Below are 22800 nucleotides of genomic sequence, written 5' to 3' on the forward strand. Positions count from 1 at the left end.
CGGGTGTTTCGCTATTGTATCTGCGTCACACGTCTCAGTAATGACGCAAGATCGAGAAGATATTCGATACGCTTTCAAGGACTTGATCATCCCCGCGTACACGTCTTCGTGATGAGTGCGGGGATGATCGATGGTATCGAACCGTCTCAGCTTTCCTCGGCTCCCTCGCTCTCGTCCTCGCCCTCGATGTGCTCGACGGACACGACGCGCTCGGTCTTTTCCGTGTTGAACACGGTGACGCCCTGGGAGGCGCGCCCGACGATGCGGATGTCGTCCACCGGCACCCGGATGAGCTGCCCGCCATCCGTGACCAGCATGATCTGGTCGGAGGGCTGGACCGGGAAGGAGGCGACAAGGTTGCCGTTGCGGGCGTTCACCCGCATGGCCGTGATGCCTTTGCCGCCGCGCCCCGAGGTCCGGTACTCGTAGGACGAACTGCGCTTGCCGAAGCCGCGCTCCGAGAGCGTCAGCACGAATTGCTCGGCTCCGCCCATCTCGTGATAGCGCTCGAGGGAAATGGCGGAGGCTTCCGACACGCCCTCCTCGGCCTCGGCGGCCTCCTCGCCCTCCCCTGGCTCGCCGATCACGGCGCGGCGCATCTTGAGATAGCCGGCCCGTTCCTCGGGCGTGGCCTCGAAGCTGTTCAGGATCGTCATCGAGATGACCCGGTCGTCCTTGGCGAGGCTGATGCCGCGCACGCCGGTGGAATCGCGGCCCTTGAAGACGCGCACATCTTCGACGGGGAAGCGGATGCACTGGCCGGCCTGGGTGGTCAGCAGCACGTTCTGGTCGGCGCGGCAGATCTCCACGTGGACGATGTGGTCGCCCTCGTCGAGCTTCATGGCGATCTTGCCGGCGCGGTTCACCTGGACGAAGTCCGAGAGCTTGTTGCGCCGGACCCCGCCGCTGGCGGTCGCGAACATGACGTCGAGGGTCTCCCAGGAGGCCTCGTCCTCCGGCAGCGGCATGATGGTGGTGATGCGCTCGGTGCCGGCATCCATGGACAGGATGTTGACCAGCGCCTTGCCCCGCGCGTTCGGCGCCGCGATCGGCAGGCGCCAGACCTTCTCTTTGTAGACTTGGCCCTGGTTCGAGAAGAACAGCACCGGCGTGTGGGTGTTGGCCACGAACAGGCGGGTGACGAAATCCTCGTCGCGGGTCGCCATGCCCGAGCGGCCCTTGCCGCCCCGGCGCTGGGCCCGGTAGGTCGAGAGGGGCACGCGCTTCACGTAGCCGGCGTGGGACACGGTCACCACCATGTCCTCGCGCTGGATCAGGTCCTCGTCCTCGACGTTGGAATCCCAGTCGAGGATCACCGTGCGGCGCGGGGTGGCGAAGGATTCGCGGACCTCCGCCAGTTCGTCCTTGACGATGCCCATGATGCGCGGGCGCGAGCGCAGGATGTCGAGGTAATCGGCGATCTCGTCGGCGAGCTTCTGCAACTCGTCGCCGATCTCGTCGCGGCCCAGAGCCGTGAGGCGCTGCAGGCGCAGATCCAGGATGGCGCGGGCCTGCACGTCGGACAGGCGGTAGGTCTCGTCGTCGTTGATGCGGTGGCGCGGATCGTCGACGAGGGCGATGAGGGGCGCGATGTCACGCGCCGGCCAGTCGCGGCCCATGAGGGCCTCGCGGGCGGAATTCGGATCGGGCGAGGTCCGGATGAGCCGGATCACCTCGTCGATGTTGGCGACCGCGATGGCGAGGCCGCACAGGACGTGGGCGCGCTCGCGGGCCTTGTTGAGGAGGAACTTGGTCCGCCTCGACACCACCTCTTCGCGAAAATCCACGAAGGCCCGGAGCAGGTCCTTCAGGTTCATGAGTTCGGGGCGGCCGCCGTTGAGCGCCACCATGTTGCAGCCGAACGACGATTGCAGGGGCGTGAACCGGTAGAGCTGGTTCAGCACCACGTCGGCCATGGCGTCGCGCTTGATCTCGACGACGATGCGCATGCCGTCGCGGTCGGATTCGTCGCGCAGGTCGGAGATGCCCTCGATGCGCTTCTCCTTCACCAGCTCGGCGATCTTCTCCATGAGCGTCGCCTTGTTCACCTGATACGGGATCTCGGTGAAGATCAGCGCCTCGCGCTCTCTGCGCAGCTCCTCCACGTGGGATTTCGCCCGCATGATGATGGAGCCGCGGCCCGTGGCGTAGGCCTGGCGGGTGCCGGCGCGGCCGAGGATCGAACCGCCGGTGGGGAAGTCGGGGCCGGGCACGAACTCGGTGATCTGCTCGATCGACAGGCCCGGATCGTCGATCAGCGCGACGCAGGCGTCGATCAGCTCGCCGAGATTGTGCGGCGGGATGTTGGTGGCCATGCCGACCGCGATGCCGCCGGCGCCGTTGACGAGGAGGTTGGGAAAGCGCGCCGGTAGGACGGACGGCTCCTCGCGCGATTCGTCGTAGTTCGACTGGAAATCGACGGTGTTCTTGTCGATGTCGGAGAGCAGCGCGTTGGCGGGCTTGGCCAGGCGCGACTCGGTGTAGCGCATCGCCGCCGGCGGATCGCCGTCGACCGAGCCGAAATTGCCCTGCCCGTCGATGAGCATCAGGCGCATCGAGAAGTCCTGCGCCATGCGGACCAAGGCGTCGTAGATCGATTGGTCGCCGTGCGGGTGGTAGAGACCCATCACGTCGCCGACGATGCGGGCCGACTTGACGTATTTGCGCTCGGGCAGGTGCCCGCTCTCGTAGGCCGAGTACAGGATGCGCCGGTGCACGGGCTTGAGACCGTCGCGGGCATCGGGGAGCGCCCGGCTCACGATCACGCTCATGGCGTAATCGAGGTAGGAGCGCTTCATCTCGTCGGTGATCGACACGAGCTTGATGTCGGAGGCGGGCGGAGGTGTGCCGGCGCCCGGAATGTCGTTCTCTGCCAAGGTCTTCGGTCTCTGCTGATACGAGGCCCGGAGCACCGGCGGCGATCATCGGCCGCCCCCGCTCACGGGGTTGTTGCGCGCGTCTCCGGCAAGGGCGCCGAGCCGCGCAGGAACCTGGGCAAACCCATAGCACATCCGATCGGTCCGGGCCAGGAAAGGGCCCTTAACCCCCTGGCAACCAAGGACTTGCTCAGCAGGCGCTCACGGCCGTTCCGGCGCTCCGGTTCGGAGGCGCCGAAAACAAACGAACGGGCGCGGCCCCGATGGAGCCGCGCCCGTGATCGCCGTCGAGGCCGCGACGATCCCTAGAACGGGATGTCGTCGTCGAGGTCGTAGTTCGGCTTTGAGCCGCCGCCGCCACCGCCACCCGAGGGCCGCCGCTCGCCGCCGCCGCCGGAGGCGCGACCACCGCCACCGCCGCCGCCGTAATCCCCACCTCGGTCGCCGCCGCGTCCACCGCCACCGCCACCGAAATCGCCGCCGCGGCTGATCTGGCCGCCGCTCTCCTCGTCCATGCCCATCTCACCGCCGCCGCCGCTGCGCCCGTCGAGGAGCGTCAGCTCGCCCCGGAAGCGCTGGAGCACCACCTCGGTGGTGTACTTCTCGACGCCGGACTGGTCCGACCATTTGCGGGTCTGGAGCTGGCCCTCGATGTAGACCTTCGAGCCCTTGCGCAGGTACTGCTCGGCCACCCGGGCGAGGTTCTCGTTGTAGATCACCACCGAGTGCCACTCGGTCTTCTCCTTGCGCTCACCCGACATCTTGTCCTTCCAGGACTCGGATGTGGCGATGCGCAGGTTCACGACGGGATCGCCGGAGGCGAGGCGCCGCGTCTCGGGATCGCGCCCGAGATTGCCCACCAGGATCACCTTGTTCACGCTGCCGGCCATGCCGCTCTCTCCTACCGATCGATCTCACGATGCGCTGCAGCCCCCGGATCCTTCCGCCGGGCGGCCGCGATACCGCCTGTCATGAGCCTCCGAAGCCTCGGCGGCAATCGTGGCCGGCAATCTGTCCCCGTGACTCCCAGGCAAACGATGTGCGCGGGCGATGTTCTACATTTGTTCTTGACGGGTAGCAAGGCGTCCGAGCGGGTGCCTCGCCTTCCCCGTCAGGCGATGCGGACGAGGAGCTTGCCGAAGTTGCGCCCCTTCAGGAGGCCGGCAAAGGCTTCGGGCGCGTTTTCCAGCCCGTCCACGATATCCTCCCGGTGGACGATCAGGCCCTCGCGCAGCCAGCCCCCGACCTCGTCCAGAAAATCCTGTTCCTGGGCGGCGTAGTCCCAGATGATGAAGCCCTGGAGGTGCAGGCGCTTCGTCAGGATCGCCCGCATCAGCACCGGTACCCGGTCGGGGCCGGGTGGCAACTCGGTGGCGTTGTAGCCCGAGACGAGACCGCAGACCGGCACCCGGGCGAAGGTGTTGAGGAGCGGCAGGACCACATCGAACACCGCGCCGCCGACATTCTCGAAATAGACGTCGATGCCGTCCGGGCAGGCCGCCGCCAGGGCATCGGGGAAGTCGTCCGCGCGATGGTCGATGGCCGCGTCGAAGCCGAGGGTTTCGCGCAGGTAGGCGCATTTCTCCGGACCGCCCGCGATGCCGACCGCCCGCGCCCCCCGGCGCTTGGCGATCTGCCCGACCAGGGAGCCGACCGGCCCCGTGGCGGCGGCGACCACCACGGTCTCGCCGTCTTTCGGCCGGCCGATGTTGCGCAGGCCCGCATAGGCCGTCATCCCGGGCATCCCAAGGATTCCGAGCGCGGTGGTGACGGGGGCTGCCGCCGGATCGAGCTTTCGCAGGCCCCGGCCGTCCGACGTGGTGAATTCCTGCCAGCCGCCGAAGCCCAGGACCATGTCGCCGACGTTGAACCCGGGATGATCCGAGGCCAGGACTTCCGCCACGGTGGCCCCCACCATGGTGTCGCCGATGGCGACGGGCTCGGCATAGGATTTCGCCGCGCTCATGCGCCCGCGCATGTAGGGATCGAGGGACAGGTAGCGGTTGGCCAGCAGCACCTCCCCGGCCTTCGGCACGGGCATGCGCACTTCCTCCAGCCGGAAATGCGAGGCGTTCGGCTCCCCGTGCGGGCGGGCGGCGAGGACGATGCGGCGGTTCGCGGTGGTCATGGAAACTCCGGGGTTGTCGCGTCTTGCGAAGGCCGGTCGGCATGTCCGTCCGAACGCATGCGGGTTCGGGCGACTGCCACTGGCTCAGATGGGTCGGGTCGGTCCAACGGCAAACCGGACCGGGTTCACCCGCGCGGGCCGCGCGCTATCTGAAGGCCGGCGGTTGCGGTGCGTTGCGGCCTTTCGCAGGGAGGTTCGACGATGACGGTGCGTGGGTGGGCGATCGGCGCGACGCTGCTCGGCGTCGGAGCGGCACAGGCCGCGGGAAGTCCGCTCGAGCGTTATCGCTGGAGCGAACGCGTCCTGGTGGTCTCGGCGCCCGGCGCGGGCGATCCGAACCTGGCCGCCCAGCGCGCCATCCTGGCCGAAGTCCGCCCGGGTCTGAAGGAGCGCGATCTCGTGACCCTCGAGGCGGTGGGCGATGCGCCGGAGGCGCGGCGCTTGCGCGCGACGCTCCGATTGCCGCCGGACGCGTTCCGCGTCGTGCTGATCGGCAAGGACGGAGAGCCTAAGCGCGTCGAGGGCACGCCCCTGCCGGCCGCCGCCCTCTTCGAGACCATCGACGCCATGCCGATGCGCCGGGACGAGACGCGCCGATAGGCGCGGTTCGACCGAGACGACGAACGCAAACGAAGAGGGGCCGCACGTGGCGGCCCCTCCCCGTCGACGATCGCTCGGGATCGATCAGTAGCAGCGCTCGACCAGCACCCGGCGGTAGCCGTAGGGCGTCCAGCGCACGCGCGGGACCGTGTAGCACCCGCCGCCGTAACCGTAATCGTAGGCACCGTACCCGACCGGCGCGTAGCCGTACCCGTAGCCCGGGCCGTAGCCGCCGTAGAGACCGCCGGCCGCGAGACCGAGGCCGACACCCAGGCCCAGGCCGCCGAGGCCGTAGCCGTAGCCCCGGCCATAGCCGCGACCGTAATACCCGCCCCGGTAACCGCCGAAGCCACCGCGATATCCGCCGAAACCGGCGTTGCGGAAGCCGCCGAAGCCGCCACGATACCCGCCGAATCCACCGCGGAAACCGCCGCCGCCGAAGCCACCCCGGAAGCCACCGCCGCCGCCGTGGAAACTACCGCCGTGGAAACCACCGCCGTGGAAGCCACCACCGCCGAAGCCGCGTGCATCGGCCGTCGCCGGAATCATCGCGAGCGCGCCGACCATGGCTGCGGAAGCGAGAAGAACTCGTTTCATCACATCGTCTCCGAAAGAAGCCGAAACGTCCCCGTCAGGCGAAAAACGCCGATGCACCCAAAACGGTTCAGGATCGTTTTGTTTCTCCCCGTTTCGTGAAGTCGGCGGCACGCCTCGCTTCCTTCGCCCCGTCGCGCCCTTGAAATAAGCGTGGGTTTCGGGCGAGGAAGCGCAGCCGGCCGCCGCGATCCCTCGGCGGGCGTGGTGGCGGGTGATACGGGTGATCATGGTGCAGGTTGTCGAGCGAACGCGCATTCGGGTGAGCCGTTTCCCGGTCCTTGCCTTCCTGCGGGTCACCGCCCTCGGCCTCGCCCTCGGCGGGACGGCCGCCGCCGCGCCGGCCGCAGCCCCCGCCCCGGCGCCTTGCCGCGCCGTTCAGGCCGAGGGCGAGGCCTACACGGTCTGCACGGTCGACCTGCGCCGTGAGCGGGTCCGCGTGTTCTGGCTCGGGGCCGACGGCCTGCCCTATTCTTCCCTCTCGACCCTGGCCGAGAAGCAGGGCAGCGGCCTGCGCTTCGCGATGAATGCCGGCATGTACGACAAGGGCCAGGCCCCCGTCGGGCTCTACGTCGAGGACGGACGTGAGCTGAAGGGCGTCTCCACCGCCAACGGGCCGGGCAACTTCCACCTCAAGCCGAACGGCATCTTCTGGGTGAAAGGCGAGCGCGCCGGCGTGATGGAGACGGGGCGCTACCTTCGTGCCGCGCCCAAGCCCGACTTCGCCACCCAGTCGGGCCCGATGCTGGTGGTGGACGGGCATATCCACCCCAAGATCTCCGCCGACGGCCCGAGCCAGAAGATCCGAAACGGGGTCGGGGTCCGCGACGACGGCCGCACCGCCGTTTTCGCGATCTCCGAGCGCCCCGTGAGCTTCGGCGCCTTCGCACGTCTGTTCAAGGACACCCTCGGGTGCCGCAACGCTCTGTTCCTCGATGGCAGCGTATCAAGCCTCTACGCTCCGTCCATGAGCCGCTCGGACCTGAGCCGGCCCCTGGGCCCGATGGTTGGAGCGGTTGCGCGCTGAAAACGGGGCCGTTCAGGCATCGTCCTCGCGGCCGAAAACCTCGCCCTCGTCGGCCAACCGCGCGTCGGCCTCGTCGCTCCGGAGGACCTGGAGCGCGCGGTACTGCTGGAGGAGGCCGCGTAGACGGATGTTGGCCTCCGTACAGTCGGCGGGCTCGGAGCTGTCCGCCTCGCAGCCCGCGATGGTCTCCTCGGTCTGACGGTCGACCGCCGCGCGCTCGGTGGCGCTCAGGGTTTCGAGGTCGCCGAAGCCGAGTTCCAGGGCGATCAGTTCGGCGATCTCGCGCCGCTTCTCCGCGATCTCGGACATGTTCCCTCCGGGTCCGTGTACTGCCCCGTTTACAGAACGGTCAGTGCCGCTCGGTCGATCCAGGCCTCCTGCTCGTCCCCATCGACGTCGCCGTCGACGAACCAGCGGCAGAGCGCCCGGTCCCCCTCCAGGGCCACCACCGTCATGGTGGCCTCGTTGTCGTCGGATGCGACGAAGTCGCCGACCTTGATCTCCATGGACTCCCTCCTCGCCTCGATGATGGTTGGTGTCAGGCCCGCTTCGCCCGCTTGCCGAACGCCACGGAGAGGCGGGCGCGCACGCCCTCCGGGATCTCCGTGCGCGACTCGATCCGCACGCACGGCATCTCGCTGCCGATCGTGCTGCGCGGGTCGAAGTCGAAGCGCATGTGGCGCAGGCCGAGTTCGAGGCGGGTGACGCCGTCCGACTGGGTCAGGTCCTCGCCGAAGACCTCGATCAGCGGTCCGTCCGGGTCGCCCTTCTCGATCTGGATGATGAAGTAGCCCGCCGGCTCCTCCTCGTCGTCGGCCCCCGAGATCAGGGTGATGCCGTTCTCGATGTCGAGGCGAACCCGCTCCACCGCGAAGGTGGTGACGTCGTCGTCGTCCATGCTGCGTGTCTCTCGCGAAGCGCCCGCCGCGGCGGGATGGTTGAAAGGAGGGGGGCGATGCGCTCAGCGCTGTCCGTGCCGGGTGTCGGTGAAGAGGTCCTTGAACTGGCGCGGTTGCGAACGCCAGTATTGGCGGGGTGCGCGCACCTGGGCGCCCAACTCGGCCGCCGCGTGCCAGGGCCAGCGTGGATCGTAGAGGAGCGCGCGGGCCAGCGAGACCGCGTCGGCCTGACCCTGGGCCAGGATCGATTCCGCGTGGGCGGCCTCGGTGATGAGCCCGACCGCGATGGTAGTGAGCCCGGTCTCGGCCTTGATCCGCTCGGCGAACGGCACCTGGTAGCCGGCCGAGAGCGGAATCTGCTGGCGGGTTGAGAGGCCGCCGGTGGAGACGTGGATCGCGGCCGCGCCCCGGCGCTTGAGGGCGTGGGCGAGCTCCACCGTCTCCTCCAGGGTCCAGCCCGCCTCGACCCAGTCCGTGGCCGAGACCCGCATCCAGACCGGCTTACCCGCCGGCACGGCCTCCCGCACCGCCTCGAAGCATTCGAGCGGAAACCGCATCCGGTTGGCGAGCGAGCCACCGTACTGGTCGGTGCGCTGGTTGGAGAGCGGCGAGAGGAACTGGTGCAGCAGGTAGCCGTGCGCTCCGTGCAGCTCGAATCCGTCGATGCCGAGGTTCAGGGCCCGGCGCGCGGTGGCGACGAAGCCGTCGCGGATGCGCTTCAGCCCCTCCGAGTCGAGGGCGTGGGGTGCGACCTCCCCCTCCCCGTGCGCCAGGGCCGAGGGCGCCTCCGTGCGCCAGCCGTCCGGTGCCTCCGGGTCGATCTGGGCGCCCCCGTCCCAGGGCGCGCGGCTCGAGGCCTTCCGGCCCGCATGGTTGATCTGGATCGCGATCGGCACGGGCGCGTAGCCGCGCACCGCGTCGAGGACCCGGCCCAGCGCCCGCTCGGTCTCGTCGGAATAGAGCCCGAGGTCTGTGGGCGAGATCCGCGCTTCCGGCGAGATCGCGGTGGCCTCCAGGGTCAGGAGCCCCGCCCCCGACATCGCCATCTGACCCAGATGCATGAGGTGCCAGTCGCCGGCCTGGCCCGCATGGGCCGAGTACTGGCACATCGGCGCGACGATGATCCGGTTCTCCAGGGTGAGGTCGTCGAGGCGCAGGGGCTCGAACAGGCGGGCGGTCATGCGGGGCTCCGGCTTGGCGGTGGTCCCGCATACGTGGCGCGTCCGGGGGCGCTTGGCTACCCGGCCCCGATCCCCCGCCCCTTCAGGCTGGCGCCGATCTCGTCGAGGACGCCGGCATCGTCGATGGTCGGCGGGGTCGTCCAGGGCTCACCGTCGGCGATGCGCTTCATGGTCCCGCGCAGGATCTTGCCCGAGCGGGTCTTGGGCAGCCGCTGCACGGTGAGCGCCAGCTTAAAGGCCGCCACGGGCCCGATCTGCTCGCGGACCAGGGCCACGAGCTCGTCCTCGATCACGTCCGTCGGGCGCTCCACCCCCGATTTCAGCACCACGAAGCCGCAGGGCTGCTCGCCCTTGAGGGCGTCGCGGATGCCGATCACCGCGCATTCGGCGACATCCGGGTGGCTCGCCAGCACCGCCTCCATGCCGCCGGTGGAAAGCCGGTGCCCCGCGACATTGATGATGTCGTCGGTGCGGCCGAGCACGGTGACGTAGCCGTCCGCATCGACGATGCCGGCGTCCGAGGTGTCGTACCAGCCTGGATAGGTGGTGAGGTAGCTCGACCGGAAGCGCTCCTCCGAGCCCCAGAGGGTGGGCAGGCAGCCCGGTGGCAGGGGCAGCCGCAGGGCGATGGTGCCCATCGTGCCGGCGGGCACCGGCTTCCCGGCCTCGTCGAGGACGGCGAGGTCGTAGCCCGGCATCGGCACGCAGGCGCTGCCGTGCTTGACCGGCAACCGGCCGAGCCCGACGGGATTGCCCGCGATGGCCCAGCCGGTCTCGGTCTGCCACCAATGGTCGATGACCGGCCGGTCGAGGGCCCGCTCGGCCCAGGCCACGGAATCGGGGTCGGCCCGCTCGCCGGCCAGGAACAGGGAGCGGAAGGCAGAGAGGTCGTAGGCGCCGACCCGCTCGGCGCGCGGGTCTTCCTTCTTGACGGCGCGGAGTGCGGTGGGGGCCGTGAACAGGCAGGCGGCGCCATAGTCCGAGACCACCCGCCAGAGGGCACCGGCATCGGGCGTCCCCACCGGCTTGCCCTCGTAGAGCACCGTGGTGCAGCCGTGCAGGAGCGGCGCGTAGACGATGTAGGAATGGCCCACCACCCAGCCGATGTCGGAGGCGCAGAAGTAGGTTTCGCCCGGCGCCACGTCGTAGAGGTTGGGCATCGACCAGGCGAGCGCCACGCAATAGCCGCCGGTGTCGCGCACCACGCCCTTGGGCTTCCCGGTCGTGCCGGAGGTGTAGAGGATGTAGAGCGGATCGGTGGCCGCCACGTTCACGCAGTCCGCCCGCCGCCCCTCGGCCGCCGCCCGCGCCACCGTTTCGGCCCAGTCGTGGTCGCGCCCCGGCACGAGGTCGGCCGTCGCCTGCGGGCGCTGGAGGATCAGGCAGGCGCCCGGCTTGTGCACGGAGGCCGCGAGGGCGGCGTCGAGCAGCGGCTTGTAGGCGACGACCCGGCTCGGCTCGATGCCGCAGGAGGCAGCGAGCACCACTTTCGGCGCGGCATCCGCGATACGGATGGCGAGTTCGTTGGCGGCGAACCCGCCGAACACCACGGAATGGACGGCCCCGAGTCGCGCGCAGGCGAGCATGCCGAACAGGGCCTCAGGCACCATCGGCATGTAGATGACGACCCGGTCGCCCCGGCCGACGCCGAGGTCGTGCAGCACCCCGGCGAGAACCGCCACCGCGTCGCGCAACGCCGCGTAGGTGATCCGCCGCTTCGTGCCGGTGACGGGCGAATCGTACAGGATCGCCGCCTGGTCGCCGCGGCCCCCCTCGGCATGCCGGTCCACGGCGTTGTGGCAGGCGTTCAGGGTGGCGTCGGGGAACCAGCGGCCATAGGCGCCGGCCGATCCGTCGAAGGCGCGGGTGGGCGGACGCGCCCAGTCGATCGCCCGAGCCGCATCGAGCCAGAATGCCTCGGGGTCGCGTAGCGAGGCCGCGTGGACCTCGGCGTAGGTGCCGGGCGGCGGGTTCGGGGCGTCGGGCGTGGCGTCCATGGCGTATCCTGCGCGACCGGTCGTGGCTGCCGGTTTCTCCGCACTCTACCGGAATTTACGCCGCCGGACTGCTTCGCCATCCTGCCGAACGGTTTGAAACGAAAACCGCCGCCCTGGGGACCAGCGGCGGCGGCGAACGCTCTAGAGACGATGAGGTGGTGGCGGACCGGCCGCTAGTGCAGCGCGTCTGATTCGGTTCGCAGGCGGTTCATCTCATCCTTGAGGTGGAGCTTGCGTCTCTTGAGCTCTGCGATGCGCAGATCGTTCGCCGAGGGTCGGATGGTGGCGTCGTGGATTTCCCGCTCGAGGGCTTCGTGCTTGCGGGCGAGCTGGGTGAGATGCGTCTGCAGTGACATGAGCTGTGTCTCCTGTCTCGTTTCGACGGGGGCAGACTGACATATGATCAGCCGGCTGTCGAAGGCTATCGACGGCTAGGCTTGACGGATGTTTGTGCAGGCGGATGGTTGTGCAGGAGCGGCGGCGGGTTCTTGCCGAGGCCGACCGGCTGTCGCATGGTCTGCCCCGAAGGCGTCCCGGGGCATCAGGTGCGATGGCGGTCCAGTTCGATAACGATGCATCGGTGGAACCGGCCGACGAGTTGGCGCGGCTGAAGCAGGAACACCGGGACCTCGACGGCGCCATCGACGCCCTCGAACTCGGGGTGGTGGCCGATCAACTCCAGATCCAGCGCCTGAAGAAGCGCAAGCTCTCCCTGCGCGACCGGATCTCGTATCTCGAGGACCAGATCACCCCCGACATCATCGCCTGACCGGGGCCCGGCGGACCGGCCTCGGCCTCGGTCCCGCCTTGCGGGCGCGCCACCGCTTTTGTATTCGGCGTTCCTAAGGGTCGTGGCGCGTCGCACGGCCCATCTCAACCACATGATCGCGAAGGGATCTGACGACCATGGCGGGAGCCTCCCCGGTCGCGATCATCATGGGCAGCCAGTCGGACTGGGCGACCATGCGGCATGCCGCCGAGACGCTGGATGCGCTCGGCGTTGCCCATGACGACCGCATCGTCTCGGCCCATCGCACCCCCGACCGCCTCGTCGCCTTCGCCAAGGGGGCCAAGGCCGAAGGATTCCGGGTGGTGATCGCGGGTGCCGGCGGTGCGGCCCACCTGCCCGGCATGACGGCGGCGATGACCCCCCTCCCCGTCCTCGGCGTGCCGGTGGAATCGAAGGCCCTTTCGGGGCAGGACAGCCTGCTCTCCATCGTGCAGATGCCCGCCGGCATCCCGGTTGGCACCCTCGCCATCGGCCGGGCGGGCGCGGTCAACGCCGCGCTGCTCGCCGCCGCCATCCTCGCCCTCACCGACGCGGACCTCGCCGCACGGCTCGAAGCCTGGCGCGCCGCCCAGACCGCGAGCGTCGCCGAAACCCCGCAGAGCGACTTACTCTGAAAAGCACCTTGCCTTGACCTCCATCCCCTCCATCCGCCCCGGTGCGACCCTCGGTATCGTGGGCGGCGGCCAGCTCGGCCGCATGATCGCCCTCGCGGCCGCGAATTACGGCCTGCGGGTCCACGTCTTCGCCCCCGACGCCGACAGCCCGGCCTTCGACGTCTCGGCCGAGGCCACGATCGCGGCCTATGACGACGTCGAGGCCCTGGCGCGCTTTGCCGCCAGCGTCGACGTGGTCACTTACGAGTTCGAGAACATCCCGGCGCGGGCCGCCGAGGCCCTGGCCGCCAAGGCGCCCCTGCACCCGAACGCCGCGGCGCTCGCCACGACCCAGGACCGGCTGACCGAGAAGCGCTTCATCAACGATCTCGGTATCGAGACCGCGCCGTTCCGTGCCGTCGACACGGCCGAGGACCTTGCCCGGGCGCTGGCCGAGATCGGCCGCCCGGCGGTGCTGAAGACGCGCCGCTTCGGCTACGACGGCAAGGGCCAGCGCATGATCCGGGCCGAAAGCGAGGCCGATGCCGCGGTGATCGATCCCGCCGCGATTCTCGCCGAATTCAACGGCGCGCCCTGCATCCTGGAAGGCTTCGTGCCGTTCGAGGCGGAGGTGTCGGTCGTCGCCGCCCGCGGGGCCGACGGGGCCTTCGCGGCCTACGACCCCTGCGCCAACGAGCACCGCGACCACATCCTCGCCGTCACCCGCGTCCCCGCCCCCGGCATCGCGCCGCAGACCGAGGCCGCCGCCATCGGTATCGCCCGCCGAATCGCCGAGGCGCTGGACTATGTCGGCGTGCTGGCGGTGGAGATGTTCCTCGTGCCGCAGGCGGACGGCCCCGCCCGGGTCGTCGTCAACGAGATCGCCCCCCGCGTCCACAATTCCGGCCACTGGACCATCGAGGGCGCGACGACATCGCAATTCGCCCAGCACGTCCGCGCCGTCTGCGGCTGGCCGCTCGGCGATTCGGCCCGGGTCGGCGGCATGGCGGTGGAGATGCACAACCTCATCGGCGGCGACGTCGACGACTGGGCCGCGATCCTCGGCCGGCCGGGGGCGCAACTGCACCTCTACGGCAAGGGCGAGGCCCGGCCCGGACGCAAGATGGGCCACGTCACCCAGCTTCTCCCGAAGGCCTGAGGGGCGTGCCGAACCGCGGCCCGATTGCGACACCCGCCCGGCAACCGACGGCCCCGCCGGCCCTTTCGGACGGTCCCGCAGGGCGGGCCATACCTTCGCCACATCGAGCCGCTTGAGCGGAACCCGGCACCGATTTTAAGCGCGCATTCACCGCGATGCGGAATGGTGCCGGCGCGGCCGGCCCCCAGTGTGCGGGTGCTGGCGCGGGTTGCGATCGATTAGGGGGCGGCGTCGCGCGCGACGCCGGGGGGAGCGAGGACCATGACGGTTTTGAAGCTGCGGGCATCGAAGGCGGGGCTGATCGGGGCCACGGCGCTCGTGGCGGCCGCCCTTGCCGGCTGCGAGACCTATGGCGGCGGTGCCACGGCATCGCGCCAGTTCGCCGTGCTCGAATCCGACCAGACGGGCGCCACCACGGTCAACATCGCTTCGCTCAGCGAGGTGATCCAGCGCAATCCCAACGATGCGGCGGCCTACGTCACGCGCGGCGCGGCCTATGCCCGGGCCGGCCAGTTCAACGACGCCATCGGCGACTTCACCAAGGCGGTGCAGATCGACCCGAACTCGGCTTCGGCCTACAACAACCGGGCGCTGGCCAACCGCCAGATCGGCCGCAACGACGCCGCGCTGCAGGATTTCTCGAAGTCCATCTCGGCGGACCCGAACTACGCGCCGGCCTATATCGGCCGTGCCAACGTGCTGCGCGCCCAGGGCGACCTCGACGGCGCCACCTCCGACCTCAACCGCGCGATCAGCCTCGCGCCCGAATCGGCCGAGGCCTACCATGCCCGCGGCCTCGTCCGTCAGAAGCAGGGCCAAAACACCCAGGCCATCGCGGATTTCGACGCCGCCATCGATCGCAACCCCTTCGTGGCGGCGCCCTACGCGGCGCGTGGCCAGAGCCTGATCGCCACCAACCAGTACGACAAGGCGATCGAGGACTACAACGCGGCGCTCAACGTCAACAACAAGGACGCCACCTCCTGGGCCTATCGCGGCCTCGCCTACGAGAAGTCGAACCGCAAGAAGGAAGCGGCGGAGAGCTATCAGCGCGCCGCGCAGATCGAGCCCGGCAATCCGGTGGCCAAGCAGGGCCTCGGCCGCGTCCAGGGCGGCGTCGGCTCGCTGTTCAACTAGCGCGTCGCCGCAGCGCCAGTGCTTTCGGGAGCTTGGGCGCCAGGCGGAGCTAACCGCCGGCGACCACGACGAGGCGCTGCACCTCGCCGCGCAGGTAGGCCCGCAGGAACTTCTCGTAATCCTTGAACGAGACGCAGCCATTCGAGGCGCCGCTCGCCCCCAGCATGTAGGTGTGCGCGAGGAGGCCGACCCGGCCGTGCACCGCCTCCGGCCCTCCGACGGGATGGAGGCGCAGGGCGCGCACGCCGTGGAAGGGCTGCTCGCGCTCGGTGATGTCGTAGGTGCCGACCGGGGTCGGCCCCTTCATGCGGACATGCACGTGGGCGGGATCGTCCATGCTCTCGCCGAGCCCCGAATGCGCCTCGAGTTTCTCGCCGTTCGGAAGCGTCACCACCCTGGCGCGGATGTCGTAGACCGCGACGCCGCCGGTGCCGCGCGGCACGAGGTTCAGGGCCCTGCGGAAGACATCCTCGGCGGGCTTCGTCTCGAGGGCCGCGTAGGCGAGGCGCGGCGGTTCGGGATTCTCGATGCCGAACAGTTTCTCGACGAACGAGCGGGTGTCCTCCGGCGGGGCTGCGGCGACGGGCAGGGCCTGGCGCGCGGCGGAGCGCGGCGCGCGCGATGCGGCCCGGCCCGAACGAAACTCGGGGGGACGCGGCACCGGGAGCGGGACCAGCCGCGGCACCAGGGGCGGCGCGACGGCGGCGAGGGTGGATGATGGCGCCGGCACGGCGTCCGGAGCCGACGGCTCGGGTGCGGCCGTCGCGAGGGCGGTCTCGGGCGTCGCAGCGGGCGTTTCGCCCTGCGCGCGTTCGGCGGGCACGGCGGGCGCCTGCGTCTCGGGTGCGGACGCCGCCGCGATTTCGGCCGCCTCCGGCTCCGGCACGGCCGAAATCAGCGGCGCGGTGGCCACGGCGTCCTGCAGGGCCGGTTTCGGCTGCCGGGACCAGTCAGCTAGGCCACCCCCGAGGAGGACGGCCAGCGCGAGCGTGCCACCGGCGGCGACGCCCGGCCAGATCCGCCTGGGGGGCGCGGTCGGGCCGACCCTGACATCGGTGACCTGGATATCGTCGGATTTGGCAGGGTCGATCATGGTCAGCGCGGTCCGCCGTTCCGGGCCGGCGCCGATGCCGGTCCCTCCATCCGCGCCCTTGCAGGCTCGGGCGACGAACGTGGAAGTATTCGCCCGTCACGCGGGCATCTCATTCGGCCGGACAGACATTTTGATGGCGGCATTGTGCCGACTTTGGGCGCCTATACTCGTCGAAGCGGCACTGGTCTGGTCTTTGGGATCCTCGAACAGATCCCGGCGGGCCGCCGAACCTTATCGTTCCGGCTTCGCAAACATAGGATGGGGCGCGGTCGGCGTATTCCGCGCCGGCGGGCCCACCAGCCCGGGTTCAGGCGTCGCCGAGCAGGCGGTGCTCGCAGAGCATGCGCCGGACCGTCCCGCTGGCCGAGCGGTAGACCACGGTCTCGGTCTCGATCAGGCCGGGCCGGAAGCGGACGCCCCTGAGGAGGGCGCCGTCGGTCACGCCGGTGGCCGCGACGATGACGTCGCCGCGGGCCATGTCGTGCAACTCGTACTTCCGGTTCGGATCGCTGATGCCCATCCGGGCGGCGCGCTCGCGCTTGTCGTGGCTGTCGAGGATCAGGCGGCCCTGCATGTGGCCGCCGATGCAGCGCAGCACCCCGGCGGCGATGACGCCCTCGGGGGCCGCGCCGATACCGAGATAAATGTCGGCACCCGTGGCGTCGGCGTTGGCGGTGTGGATGATGCCCGCGATGTCGCCGTCCGAGATCAGGCGGATGCCGGCCCCGGTCTCCCGCACCGCCGCCACGAGCTGCATGTGGCGCGGCCGGTCGAGGATGATCGCGGTGATCTGGGCGGGGTCGACGCCCTTGTGCCGGGCAAGCGCCCCGATATTGTCCGCCGGGCTGGCATCGAGATCGACGAGGCCCGCCGGATAGCCCGGGCCGATGGCGATCTTCTGCATGTAGACGTCGGGAGCGGCGAGCAGCGAGCCGGCTTCCGCCAGGGCGGTGACCGCGATGGCGCCGGGCATGTCCTTGGCGCAGAGGGTCGTGCCCTCCAGGGGGTCGACGGCGATGTCGACCTTCGGGCCGTCGCCGGTGCCGAGGCGCTCGCCGATATAGAGCATCGGGGCGTTGTCGCGCTCGCCTTCGCCGATCACGACGGTGCCGTCGATAGGCAGCAGGTTGAGTTCGAGGCGCATGGCGTCGACGGCGGCCTGGTCGGCCTCCTTCTCGCGGCCCTGCCCGCGCAGGCGGGCGGCGGCGATGGCCGCCCGCTCGGTGACGCGCGCGAGTTCGAGGGTCAGGGACCGAGCCACCGGCGCGCGGAGTTCACGATTGTCACCGGACATGTAAGCCTTGAGTCCCTTCGCGTGTCTGTCGGCGCTCTCTATGAACTAAAATGCGCCGAGGAAATGAGGTTTCCCGACCTTGCACGCACTTTTCTTCACGGATCCGGCTTCAGGTTCGAGGGCCAGGCGGCTACTCGCGCTCGATCCGGATCAGTTGGGGTGCCTCGGCGAGCAGCCCGTCGGCCGCGATGGCGTCGAGGGCGTCCCGAATCGTGCCCTCGGTGGCGGCGTAGGTGATGAGGACCAGGGGCACCGGCTGGCCCGAGCGGCCGTGCGGGTCCTTCGAGGCCGCGCTCTCGGAGCGCCGCTGCAGGATGCTCTCGATGGAGATGTCGCGCTCGGCCATGCGGGTGGCGACGCCCGCGGCGACGCCGGGGCGGTCGTGCACGGTGAGGCGGATGTAGTAGCCGCCCTCGTGCCGCTGCATGGCGACGCGCTGCGACGGGCTCAAGCTGGCCGAGGGGCGCCCGAAGGTCGGGCGGCGGGTGCCGGCGGCGATGTCGGTGATGTCGGAGACGACGGCCGAGGCGGTGGCCTCTCCGCCGGCGCCGGGGCCGATCAGGGTGAGTTCGCCCACCGCGTCGGCGTCGATGGTGACGGCGTTGGTCACGCCCATGACCTGGGCGATGGCCGAGGATTTCGGCACCATGGTCGGGTGCACCCGCTGCTCGATGCCGCCGGCCGCGGCCTGCGCGACGCCCAGGAGCTTGATCCGGTAGCCGAGCTCCTCGGCCATGGTCAGGTCGAGGGGTTGGATCGCCGAGATGCCCTCCACGGAGACGCCCTCGGCGTCGATCTCGGTGCCGAAGGCGAGGCTCGTCAGGATCGCGAGCTTGTGGGCGGTGTCGAAGCCCTCGACGTCGAAGGTCGGGTCGGCCTCGGCGTAGCCGAGGGCCTGGGCGTCCTTGAGGCAGGCCTCGAAGGTCAGGCCTTCGCGCTCCATCCGGGTGAGGATGTAGTTGCAGGTGCCGTTCATGATCCCGTAGACGCGCGATACGGCGTTGCCGGTCAGGCCCTCGCGCAGGGCCTTGATCACCGGGATGCCGCCGGCGACGGAGGCCTCGTAGGCGAGCGCCACGCCCGCCGCCTCGGCCTGCCGGGCGAGTGCCGCGCCGTGCTTGGCCAGCAGCGCCTTGTTGGCGGTGACCACGTGCTTGCCGGACGCCAGTGCCGCCTCGACCGTCTCCCGGGCCGGTCCCTCGGCGCCGCCGATGAGCTCGACCACGCAATCGACCTCGCCGGAGGTCGCCAGGGCAACGGGATCGTCGAACCAGGTCACGCCGGCAAGGTCGAGGCCGCGGTCGCGGCCCCGGTCGCGCGACGAGACGGCGGTGACGCGAATCGTCCGCCCGCTGGTCCGGCCGAGGGCCTCGGCCCGGCGGGCGACCATCCGGACGACGGCGGCGCCGACGGTGCCGAGGCCGGCAACGCCGAGGCGAAGGCTCTGTGTCATGGTGTGTTCCGTCACTCTGTCGCGCCGTGGACCTGCCGCGTCCGGCGGCGGTGCGGGCCCGGCGTCGGTCGGCGGAGGCGAATGCCGCGCTCGACGCGGCCCGATCTTCTGCAACGATTTGGCAGGAGGCGCAACAAAACGGCCGGCCGCTGAAGACCCGCCGGGTTACGATCGGCGCTCGCGGTAGCGGGCCGCGATGGCGATGAGCGCGTAGAGCACGCCGGCATTCAGGAGGTGCCAGAGGGCATGGGTGCCGAGGGGCCAGACCGGACAGATTGCCCGGTCGAGGGTGCGGAAGGCGAGCGAGACGGCGAACAGCAGGGCGACGCCGAGAAGCGCCCGGCCGGCCTCGCGCCGGGCCGGGCCGAGACGGCAGCCCTGCGGCACCAGCAGGCCTGCGGCGACGCCCGCGAGCGCCAGGATCGCCGGGGCGTAGCCGATCGAGCCGTTGGTCAGCGCGTCCATCGACCGGCCCGTCGCCGCGTCGAGGGCCGGCTCCAGGCCGATGTTGATTGCCGCGAAGGCCAGGGTGGCTGCCAGCGCCGCCACGAGGCCGAGGCCGAAGTAGCGCCGCATCGCCAGGAGGAAGTAGGCGTAGATGAACAGTGCGATCGGGATGACGTCGGCCAGCAGCGACCAGCGCACCGCCAGGGTGTGGAACAGGAACGAGCCGACACCCACCACCGCCACCAGGGCGCTGAGCAGGAAGGCCGGCGCATCCACCGTCCCGGCGCGGCGTACCCGCCACGCCGCCAGGGCTGCCGCGACCAGGAAGGCGCCGTTCGACAGGGCGTTGACCGGCTCCGCCCAGAAGCCGGGATCGCCGCGCTCGCAATAGGCGCAGATCGGCGCCGTCCAGTCCCCGGTCATCCGGCCCCCTCACCGATCGATCCACAGCCTGCGTGACGCCTTGCCAGTCCGAGGCGAAGGCCCGATGACGGACGTCCTCGTGCGCAAGCCCTCCTCGCGCAAACGCCCTCAGAGACTCCCTGCCCATGCGGATCGCCACCTGGAACGTCAATTCGATCAAGCAGCGCGTCGGGCACCTCGTCGGCTTCCTCGACGAGGCCAAGCCCGACGTGGTCTGCCTGCAGGAGCTGAAGTGCCAGGACGAGGGCTTCCCCCGGGCGGAGATCGAGGCGGCGGGCTACGCCGTCGAGACGCTGGGCCAGAAGGCCTATAACGGCGTCGCCCTGCTGGTGCGCGCGCCCTTGGCGATGTCCGAGATCCGCCGCGGCCTGCCGGGCGACGCCAGCGACGAGCAGGCCCGCTACATCGAGGCGCTGGTCTCCGGCGAGGATGTGCGCCCCGTGCGCGTCGCCTCGATCTACCTACCCAACGGCAATCCGGTCGACAGCCCGAAATACCCCTACAAGCTCGGCTTCCTGGAGCGGCTGCGGGCCCATGCGCAGGCCTTGCGCGCGGCCGAGGAGGCGGTGGTGCTGGCCGGCGACTACAACGTCATCCCGGAGCCCGAGGATGCCGCCGACCCGGAGGCCTGGCGCGCGGACGCGCTGTTCCTGCCCCGGAGCCGGGCCGCCTTCCGGGCGCTGCTGGCCGAGGGCTATACGGACGCCCTGCGCGCCTGCGATCCGCGCGCCGGCCTCTACACCTTCTGGGACTACCAGGCGGGGGCCTGGAACCGGAATGCCGGCATCCGCATCGACCACCTCCTGCTCTCGCCGCAGGCCGCCGACCGGCTGGTCTCGGCCTCGGTGCAGAAGCACCTGCGCGGTCTGGAGAAGCCCTCCGACCACGTGCCGGTGACGGCCGAACTCACAGACGCGTGAGCGAACGATCCGGCTGCCCGCGGGTTGGGCCACCACCGATCCTTCCATATGGAGAAACCCCCGCGTGAAACTCTACGGCACCGGCTATTCACCCTACGTCCGCAAGGTCCTCGTCGCCCTGGCGGAGAAGGGAGAGGCGGCCGAGCACATCCCGCTGTTCTTCCACGACAAGGACCCGGCCTTCCAGGCGGCGAGCCCGCTGGGCAAGATCCCGGCTTTCGACGACGACGGCTTCCTCCTGGCCGATTCCTCGGCGATCCTGACCTATCTCGAGGCGAAGTTTCCGAGCCCGGCCCTGTTCCCGTCCGAGGCGAAGGCGCGCGGCCGCGCAATCTGGTTCGATAAGTACGGCGACACCGAGATGTTCGACGTCATCATCAAGCCCTTCGCCAATCGGGTGGTGAAGCCGAAACTTCTCGGGCAGCCCGGGGACGACGCTGCCGTGGCCAAGGCCCTGACCGAGGAACTGCCGAAAATCTACGATTACCTCGAGGGGCAGATCGACGGGCCCTACCTCGTGGGTAACGCCTTCAGCATCGCCGACATCTCGGTGGTGACCGGCTTCCACAACCTGCATCTCGCCGGCGAGTCCGTCGATGCCGGTCGCTGGCCCAAGCTTGCGGCGTACGTGACTGAAATCCTGGCCCGGCCTTCCTTCGCCACGGCCCTGGCAGCGCCCACGAGCCCACGCTGAGGACCGGGCAAACGGTCGCCGCCTGATGCGACCGTCTGCCGACTGCCGAGAGTGCATTCCGACGACGTGAAAACCGGTTCGTTGCCGAAATGCACGGTAAGACAAGAGCCAAGAGCCGCCGGCCTGATGCAATCAGGGCGGATACGGCTCTCGGCACGCCGGCTTTCGATGGGGGCGGACGGGGTATCCGGTCCTGTCCCCGATTGCATGGCTCGTGACCGTTCCTCTATACGCCTGATTACGGAGCGGAAACTGCCGGGGTTTCGAATCTATGGCCATTCATCTCTACTGTATGTGTTTGAATGAAGAGGCCATGATTCCTTATTTTCTTGCGCATTATCTCCCGATTGTCGACAGGATCTATGTTTTTGACAATGGTTCGACGGACGGGAGCCTGAAACTGCTGAGTGGTGACGACAGGATCGTCGTAGCCGACGTCAAGACGCGAGGTGGTTCCTTCATGGACACCTACAACGCGCTGATGAATTCGGCCTGGACCCGCTCGCGGGGGCAGGCCGAGTGGATCGTCACCGCCGAGATGGACGAGCATCTCCACCATCCCGACCTGCGCGGTTATCTTGCGCGCTCGCGTTACGTCGGCGTCACCTTCATCACGGCGCTCGGCTACAACATGATCGCCGACACCTTTCCCACCGACCCGCGTCCGCTGTGGCAGCACGTCGTGCGCGGCGCCCGGGAAACGGCCTACGACAAGCCGGCCATCTTCGATCCCCAGGCCGTGACGGAGATCAATTACTACAACGGCCGCCACGCGGCCGCGCCGACCGGGCACATCGTCCACGAACCGCAGCGCCAGGTGAAGCTGCTGCACTACAAGAGCCTCGGCCTGGACTACGTCTGCGCGCGAAACGAATCTCTGGCCGGCGGCCTGCAATCCCAAGACATCGAAGCCCGGCATGGGGCACATTACCTGCGCAACCGTGCGCAGACGGAGGCCGATCTCAGGGCCATCCGCGCCTATGCCCGTCGGGTGCCGGGCCTCCATGCGTCGGACGAAACCGACGGCGAACTGAGTTTTCCGGAGGAGATGGACGTTATCGCCGCCTCCCAACTGTTCGACCCGGATTACTATGTGGCGAAGAATCCCGATGTCGCGACCTCCACGCTCGATCCGCTGACGCATTACTGCGCGTTCGGCTGGCAGGAGGCCCGCCATCCCAATCCCCGCTTCGATTCGGCCTGGTACCTGGCGACCTACGCCCGCGAAATCCCGAAGGGTGTCAATCCGCTCCTCGATTACATCCGCGTGGGGGAAAAGTGCGGGCGTTTCCCCTGCGTCGATTTCGATCCGGAGTTGTACCGACTCGAGAAGGGCCTCGCGTCGGGCGTCAGCCCCCTGCGGCACGTCCTCGCCGGGTCGACGAGCGACACGTCCGGTGCGTCGCACCGTTCGCGCCTGCGCGGAGTCTGGGACCGCCTGACCTGACCGGAATCATACCAAATCCGTCACCCCTTCCGGCGATCCCTGCGGGAT

The 22800-nt window shown here is 69.6% G+C and carries 23 protein-coding genes; 9 read left to right on the plus strand and 14 right to left on the minus strand.

Translation table 11 applies throughout. The features are described from left to right. Positions 1-146: 146 nt before the first annotated feature. From gyrA to MKK58_RS23670, 3 genes are all read right to left on the minus strand, one after another. Positions 147-2876, minus strand: a complete 2730-nt coding sequence (gene gyrA / locus MKK58_RS23660) for a DNA gyrase subunit A (protein ID WP_243915410.1) — start codon at positions 2874-2876, stop codon at positions 147-149. Between the two features lie 305 nt (positions 2877-3181). Continuing rightward, positions 3182-3766: a single-stranded DNA-binding protein gene (gene ssb / locus MKK58_RS23665; protein WP_243915411.1), complete on the minus strand. Its 585-nt coding sequence runs from the start codon at positions 3764-3766 to the stop codon at positions 3182-3184. A 221-nt stretch (positions 3767-3987) separates the two neighbouring features. Further along, on the minus strand, positions 3988-5004 hold the full coding sequence (locus tag MKK58_RS23670) for an NADP-dependent oxidoreductase (RefSeq protein ID WP_243915412.1): 1017 nt from the start codon (positions 5002-5004) through the stop codon (positions 3988-3990). 201 nt (positions 5005-5205) lie between these two features. Between MKK58_RS23670 and MKK58_RS23675 the strand changes: the two genes are divergently transcribed. Continuing rightward, the gene (locus tag MKK58_RS23675; protein WP_243915413.1) at positions 5206-5604 is read left to right on the plus strand and encodes a DUF4174 domain-containing protein; all 399 of its coding nucleotides are present in this window, start codon (positions 5206-5208) and stop codon (positions 5602-5604) included. Positions 5605-5688: 84 nt separating this feature from the next. Here the strand turns inward: MKK58_RS23675 and MKK58_RS23680 are convergent, their stop codons facing one another. After that, positions 5689-6201 (minus strand): hypothetical protein, encoded by a 513-nt coding sequence (locus tag MKK58_RS23680; RefSeq protein WP_243915414.1) that lies wholly within the window; start codon positions 6199-6201, stop codon positions 5689-5691. 259 nt (positions 6202-6460) lie between these two features. On the opposite strand from MKK58_RS23680, the gene MKK58_RS23685 reads away from it, so the two are divergent. Then, positions 6461-7225 (plus strand): phosphodiester glycosidase family protein, encoded by a 765-nt coding sequence (locus tag MKK58_RS23685; RefSeq protein WP_409565305.1) that lies wholly within the window; start codon positions 6461-6463, stop codon positions 7223-7225. A 12-nt stretch (positions 7226-7237) separates the two neighbouring features. Here MKK58_RS23685 and MKK58_RS23690 read toward each other — a convergent pair whose 3' ends face one another. The 6 genes from MKK58_RS23690 to MKK58_RS23715 all read right to left on the minus strand — a co-directional run bounded on the left by MKK58_RS23690 (position 7238) and on the right by MKK58_RS23715 (position 11658). Next, positions 7238-7534 (minus strand): hypothetical protein, encoded by a 297-nt coding sequence (locus MKK58_RS23690; protein ID WP_243915415.1) that lies wholly within the window; start codon positions 7532-7534, stop codon positions 7238-7240. 29 nt (positions 7535-7563) lie between these two features. Then, positions 7564-7731, minus strand: a complete 168-nt coding sequence (locus MKK58_RS23695) for a hypothetical protein (RefSeq protein ID WP_238281899.1) — start codon at positions 7729-7731, stop codon at positions 7564-7566. Positions 7732-7763: 32 nt separating this feature from the next. Further along, complete coding sequence (locus tag MKK58_RS23700) at positions 7764-8123, minus strand: hypothetical protein (protein WP_243915416.1); 360 nt, start codon at positions 8121-8123, stop codon at positions 7764-7766. 63 nt (positions 8124-8186) lie between these two features. Then, positions 8187-9305 carry an NADH:flavin oxidoreductase/NADH oxidase gene (locus tag MKK58_RS23705; protein ID WP_243915417.1) on the minus strand — a complete coding sequence of 373 codons (1119 nt, stop codon included), beginning with the start codon at positions 9303-9305 and terminating at the stop codon, positions 8187-8189. 56 nt (positions 9306-9361) lie between these two features. Beyond that, the gene (locus MKK58_RS23710) at positions 9362-11302 is read right to left on the minus strand and encodes a propionyl-CoA synthetase (protein WP_243915418.1); all 1941 of its coding nucleotides are present in this window, start codon (positions 11300-11302) and stop codon (positions 9362-9364) included. A 173-nt stretch (positions 11303-11475) separates the two neighbouring features. Continuing rightward, complete coding sequence (locus MKK58_RS23715; protein WP_243915419.1) at positions 11476-11658, minus strand: YdcH family protein; 183 nt, start codon at positions 11656-11658, stop codon at positions 11476-11478. Positions 11659-11852: 194 nt separating this feature from the next. Here MKK58_RS23715 and MKK58_RS23720 point away from each other — a divergent pair, with 194 nt between their 5' ends. From MKK58_RS23720 to MKK58_RS23735, 4 genes are all read left to right on the plus strand, one after another. After that, complete coding sequence (locus MKK58_RS23720) at positions 11853-12071, plus strand: YdcH family protein (protein ID WP_238281906.1); 219 nt, start codon at positions 11853-11855, stop codon at positions 12069-12071. Positions 12072-12208: 137 nt separating this feature from the next. Next, positions 12209-12706, plus strand: coding sequence for a 5-(carboxyamino)imidazole ribonucleotide mutase (gene purE / locus MKK58_RS23725; protein ID WP_243915420.1), 498 nt, complete (start codon positions 12209-12211; stop codon positions 12704-12706). A 13-nt stretch (positions 12707-12719) separates the two neighbouring features. After that, complete coding sequence (locus MKK58_RS23730; RefSeq protein ID WP_279578526.1) at positions 12720-13844, plus strand: 5-(carboxyamino)imidazole ribonucleotide synthase; 1125 nt, start codon at positions 12720-12722, stop codon at positions 13842-13844. 261 nt (positions 13845-14105) lie between these two features. Continuing rightward, complete coding sequence (locus MKK58_RS23735; RefSeq protein WP_243915421.1) at positions 14106-14981, plus strand: tetratricopeptide repeat protein; 876 nt, start codon at positions 14106-14108, stop codon at positions 14979-14981. 49 nt (positions 14982-15030) lie between these two features. Here MKK58_RS23735 and MKK58_RS23740 read toward each other — a convergent pair whose 3' ends face one another. From MKK58_RS23740 to MKK58_RS23755, 4 genes are all read right to left on the minus strand, one after another. Beyond that, on the minus strand, positions 15031-16074 hold the full coding sequence (locus tag MKK58_RS23740) for a DUF2778 domain-containing protein (RefSeq protein ID WP_243915422.1): 1044 nt from the start codon (positions 16072-16074) through the stop codon (positions 15031-15033). A gap of 307 nt (positions 16075-16381) precedes the next feature. Continuing rightward, entirely contained in the window at positions 16382-17368 is a 987-nt protein-coding gene (gene glpX / locus MKK58_RS23745) for a class II fructose-bisphosphatase (RefSeq protein ID WP_243915423.1), read from the minus strand. 130 nt (positions 17369-17498) lie between these two features. Then, positions 17499-18821, minus strand: coding sequence for a homoserine dehydrogenase (locus MKK58_RS23750; protein WP_243915424.1), 1323 nt, complete (start codon positions 18819-18821; stop codon positions 17499-17501). A 165-nt stretch (positions 18822-18986) separates the two neighbouring features. Continuing rightward, positions 18987-19691 (minus strand): ceramidase domain-containing protein, encoded by a 705-nt coding sequence (locus MKK58_RS23755; protein ID WP_243915425.1) that lies wholly within the window; start codon positions 19689-19691, stop codon positions 18987-18989. A gap of 125 nt (positions 19692-19816) precedes the next feature. On the opposite strand from MKK58_RS23755, the gene xth reads away from it, so the two are divergent. The 3 genes from xth (at position 19817) to MKK58_RS23770 (ending at position 22752) form a co-directional block, all read left to right on the plus strand. Continuing rightward, positions 19817-20611, plus strand: coding sequence for an exodeoxyribonuclease III (gene xth / locus MKK58_RS23760; RefSeq protein ID WP_243915426.1), 795 nt, complete (start codon positions 19817-19819; stop codon positions 20609-20611). Between the two features lie 64 nt (positions 20612-20675). Further along, on the plus strand, positions 20676-21305 hold the full coding sequence (locus MKK58_RS23765; protein WP_243915427.1) for a glutathione S-transferase family protein: 630 nt from the start codon (positions 20676-20678) through the stop codon (positions 21303-21305). A 271-nt stretch (positions 21306-21576) separates the two neighbouring features. Next, positions 21577-22752 carry a glycosyltransferase family 2 protein gene (locus tag MKK58_RS23770; protein WP_243915428.1) on the plus strand — a complete coding sequence of 392 codons (1176 nt, stop codon included), beginning with the start codon at positions 21577-21579 and terminating at the stop codon, positions 22750-22752. Positions 22753-22800: the final 48 nt, after the last annotated feature.

The sequence above is a fragment of the Methylobacterium sp. J-078 genome, from assembly GCF_022829285.1.
GTDB lineage: Bacteria > Pseudomonadota > Alphaproteobacteria > Rhizobiales > Beijerinckiaceae > Methylobacterium.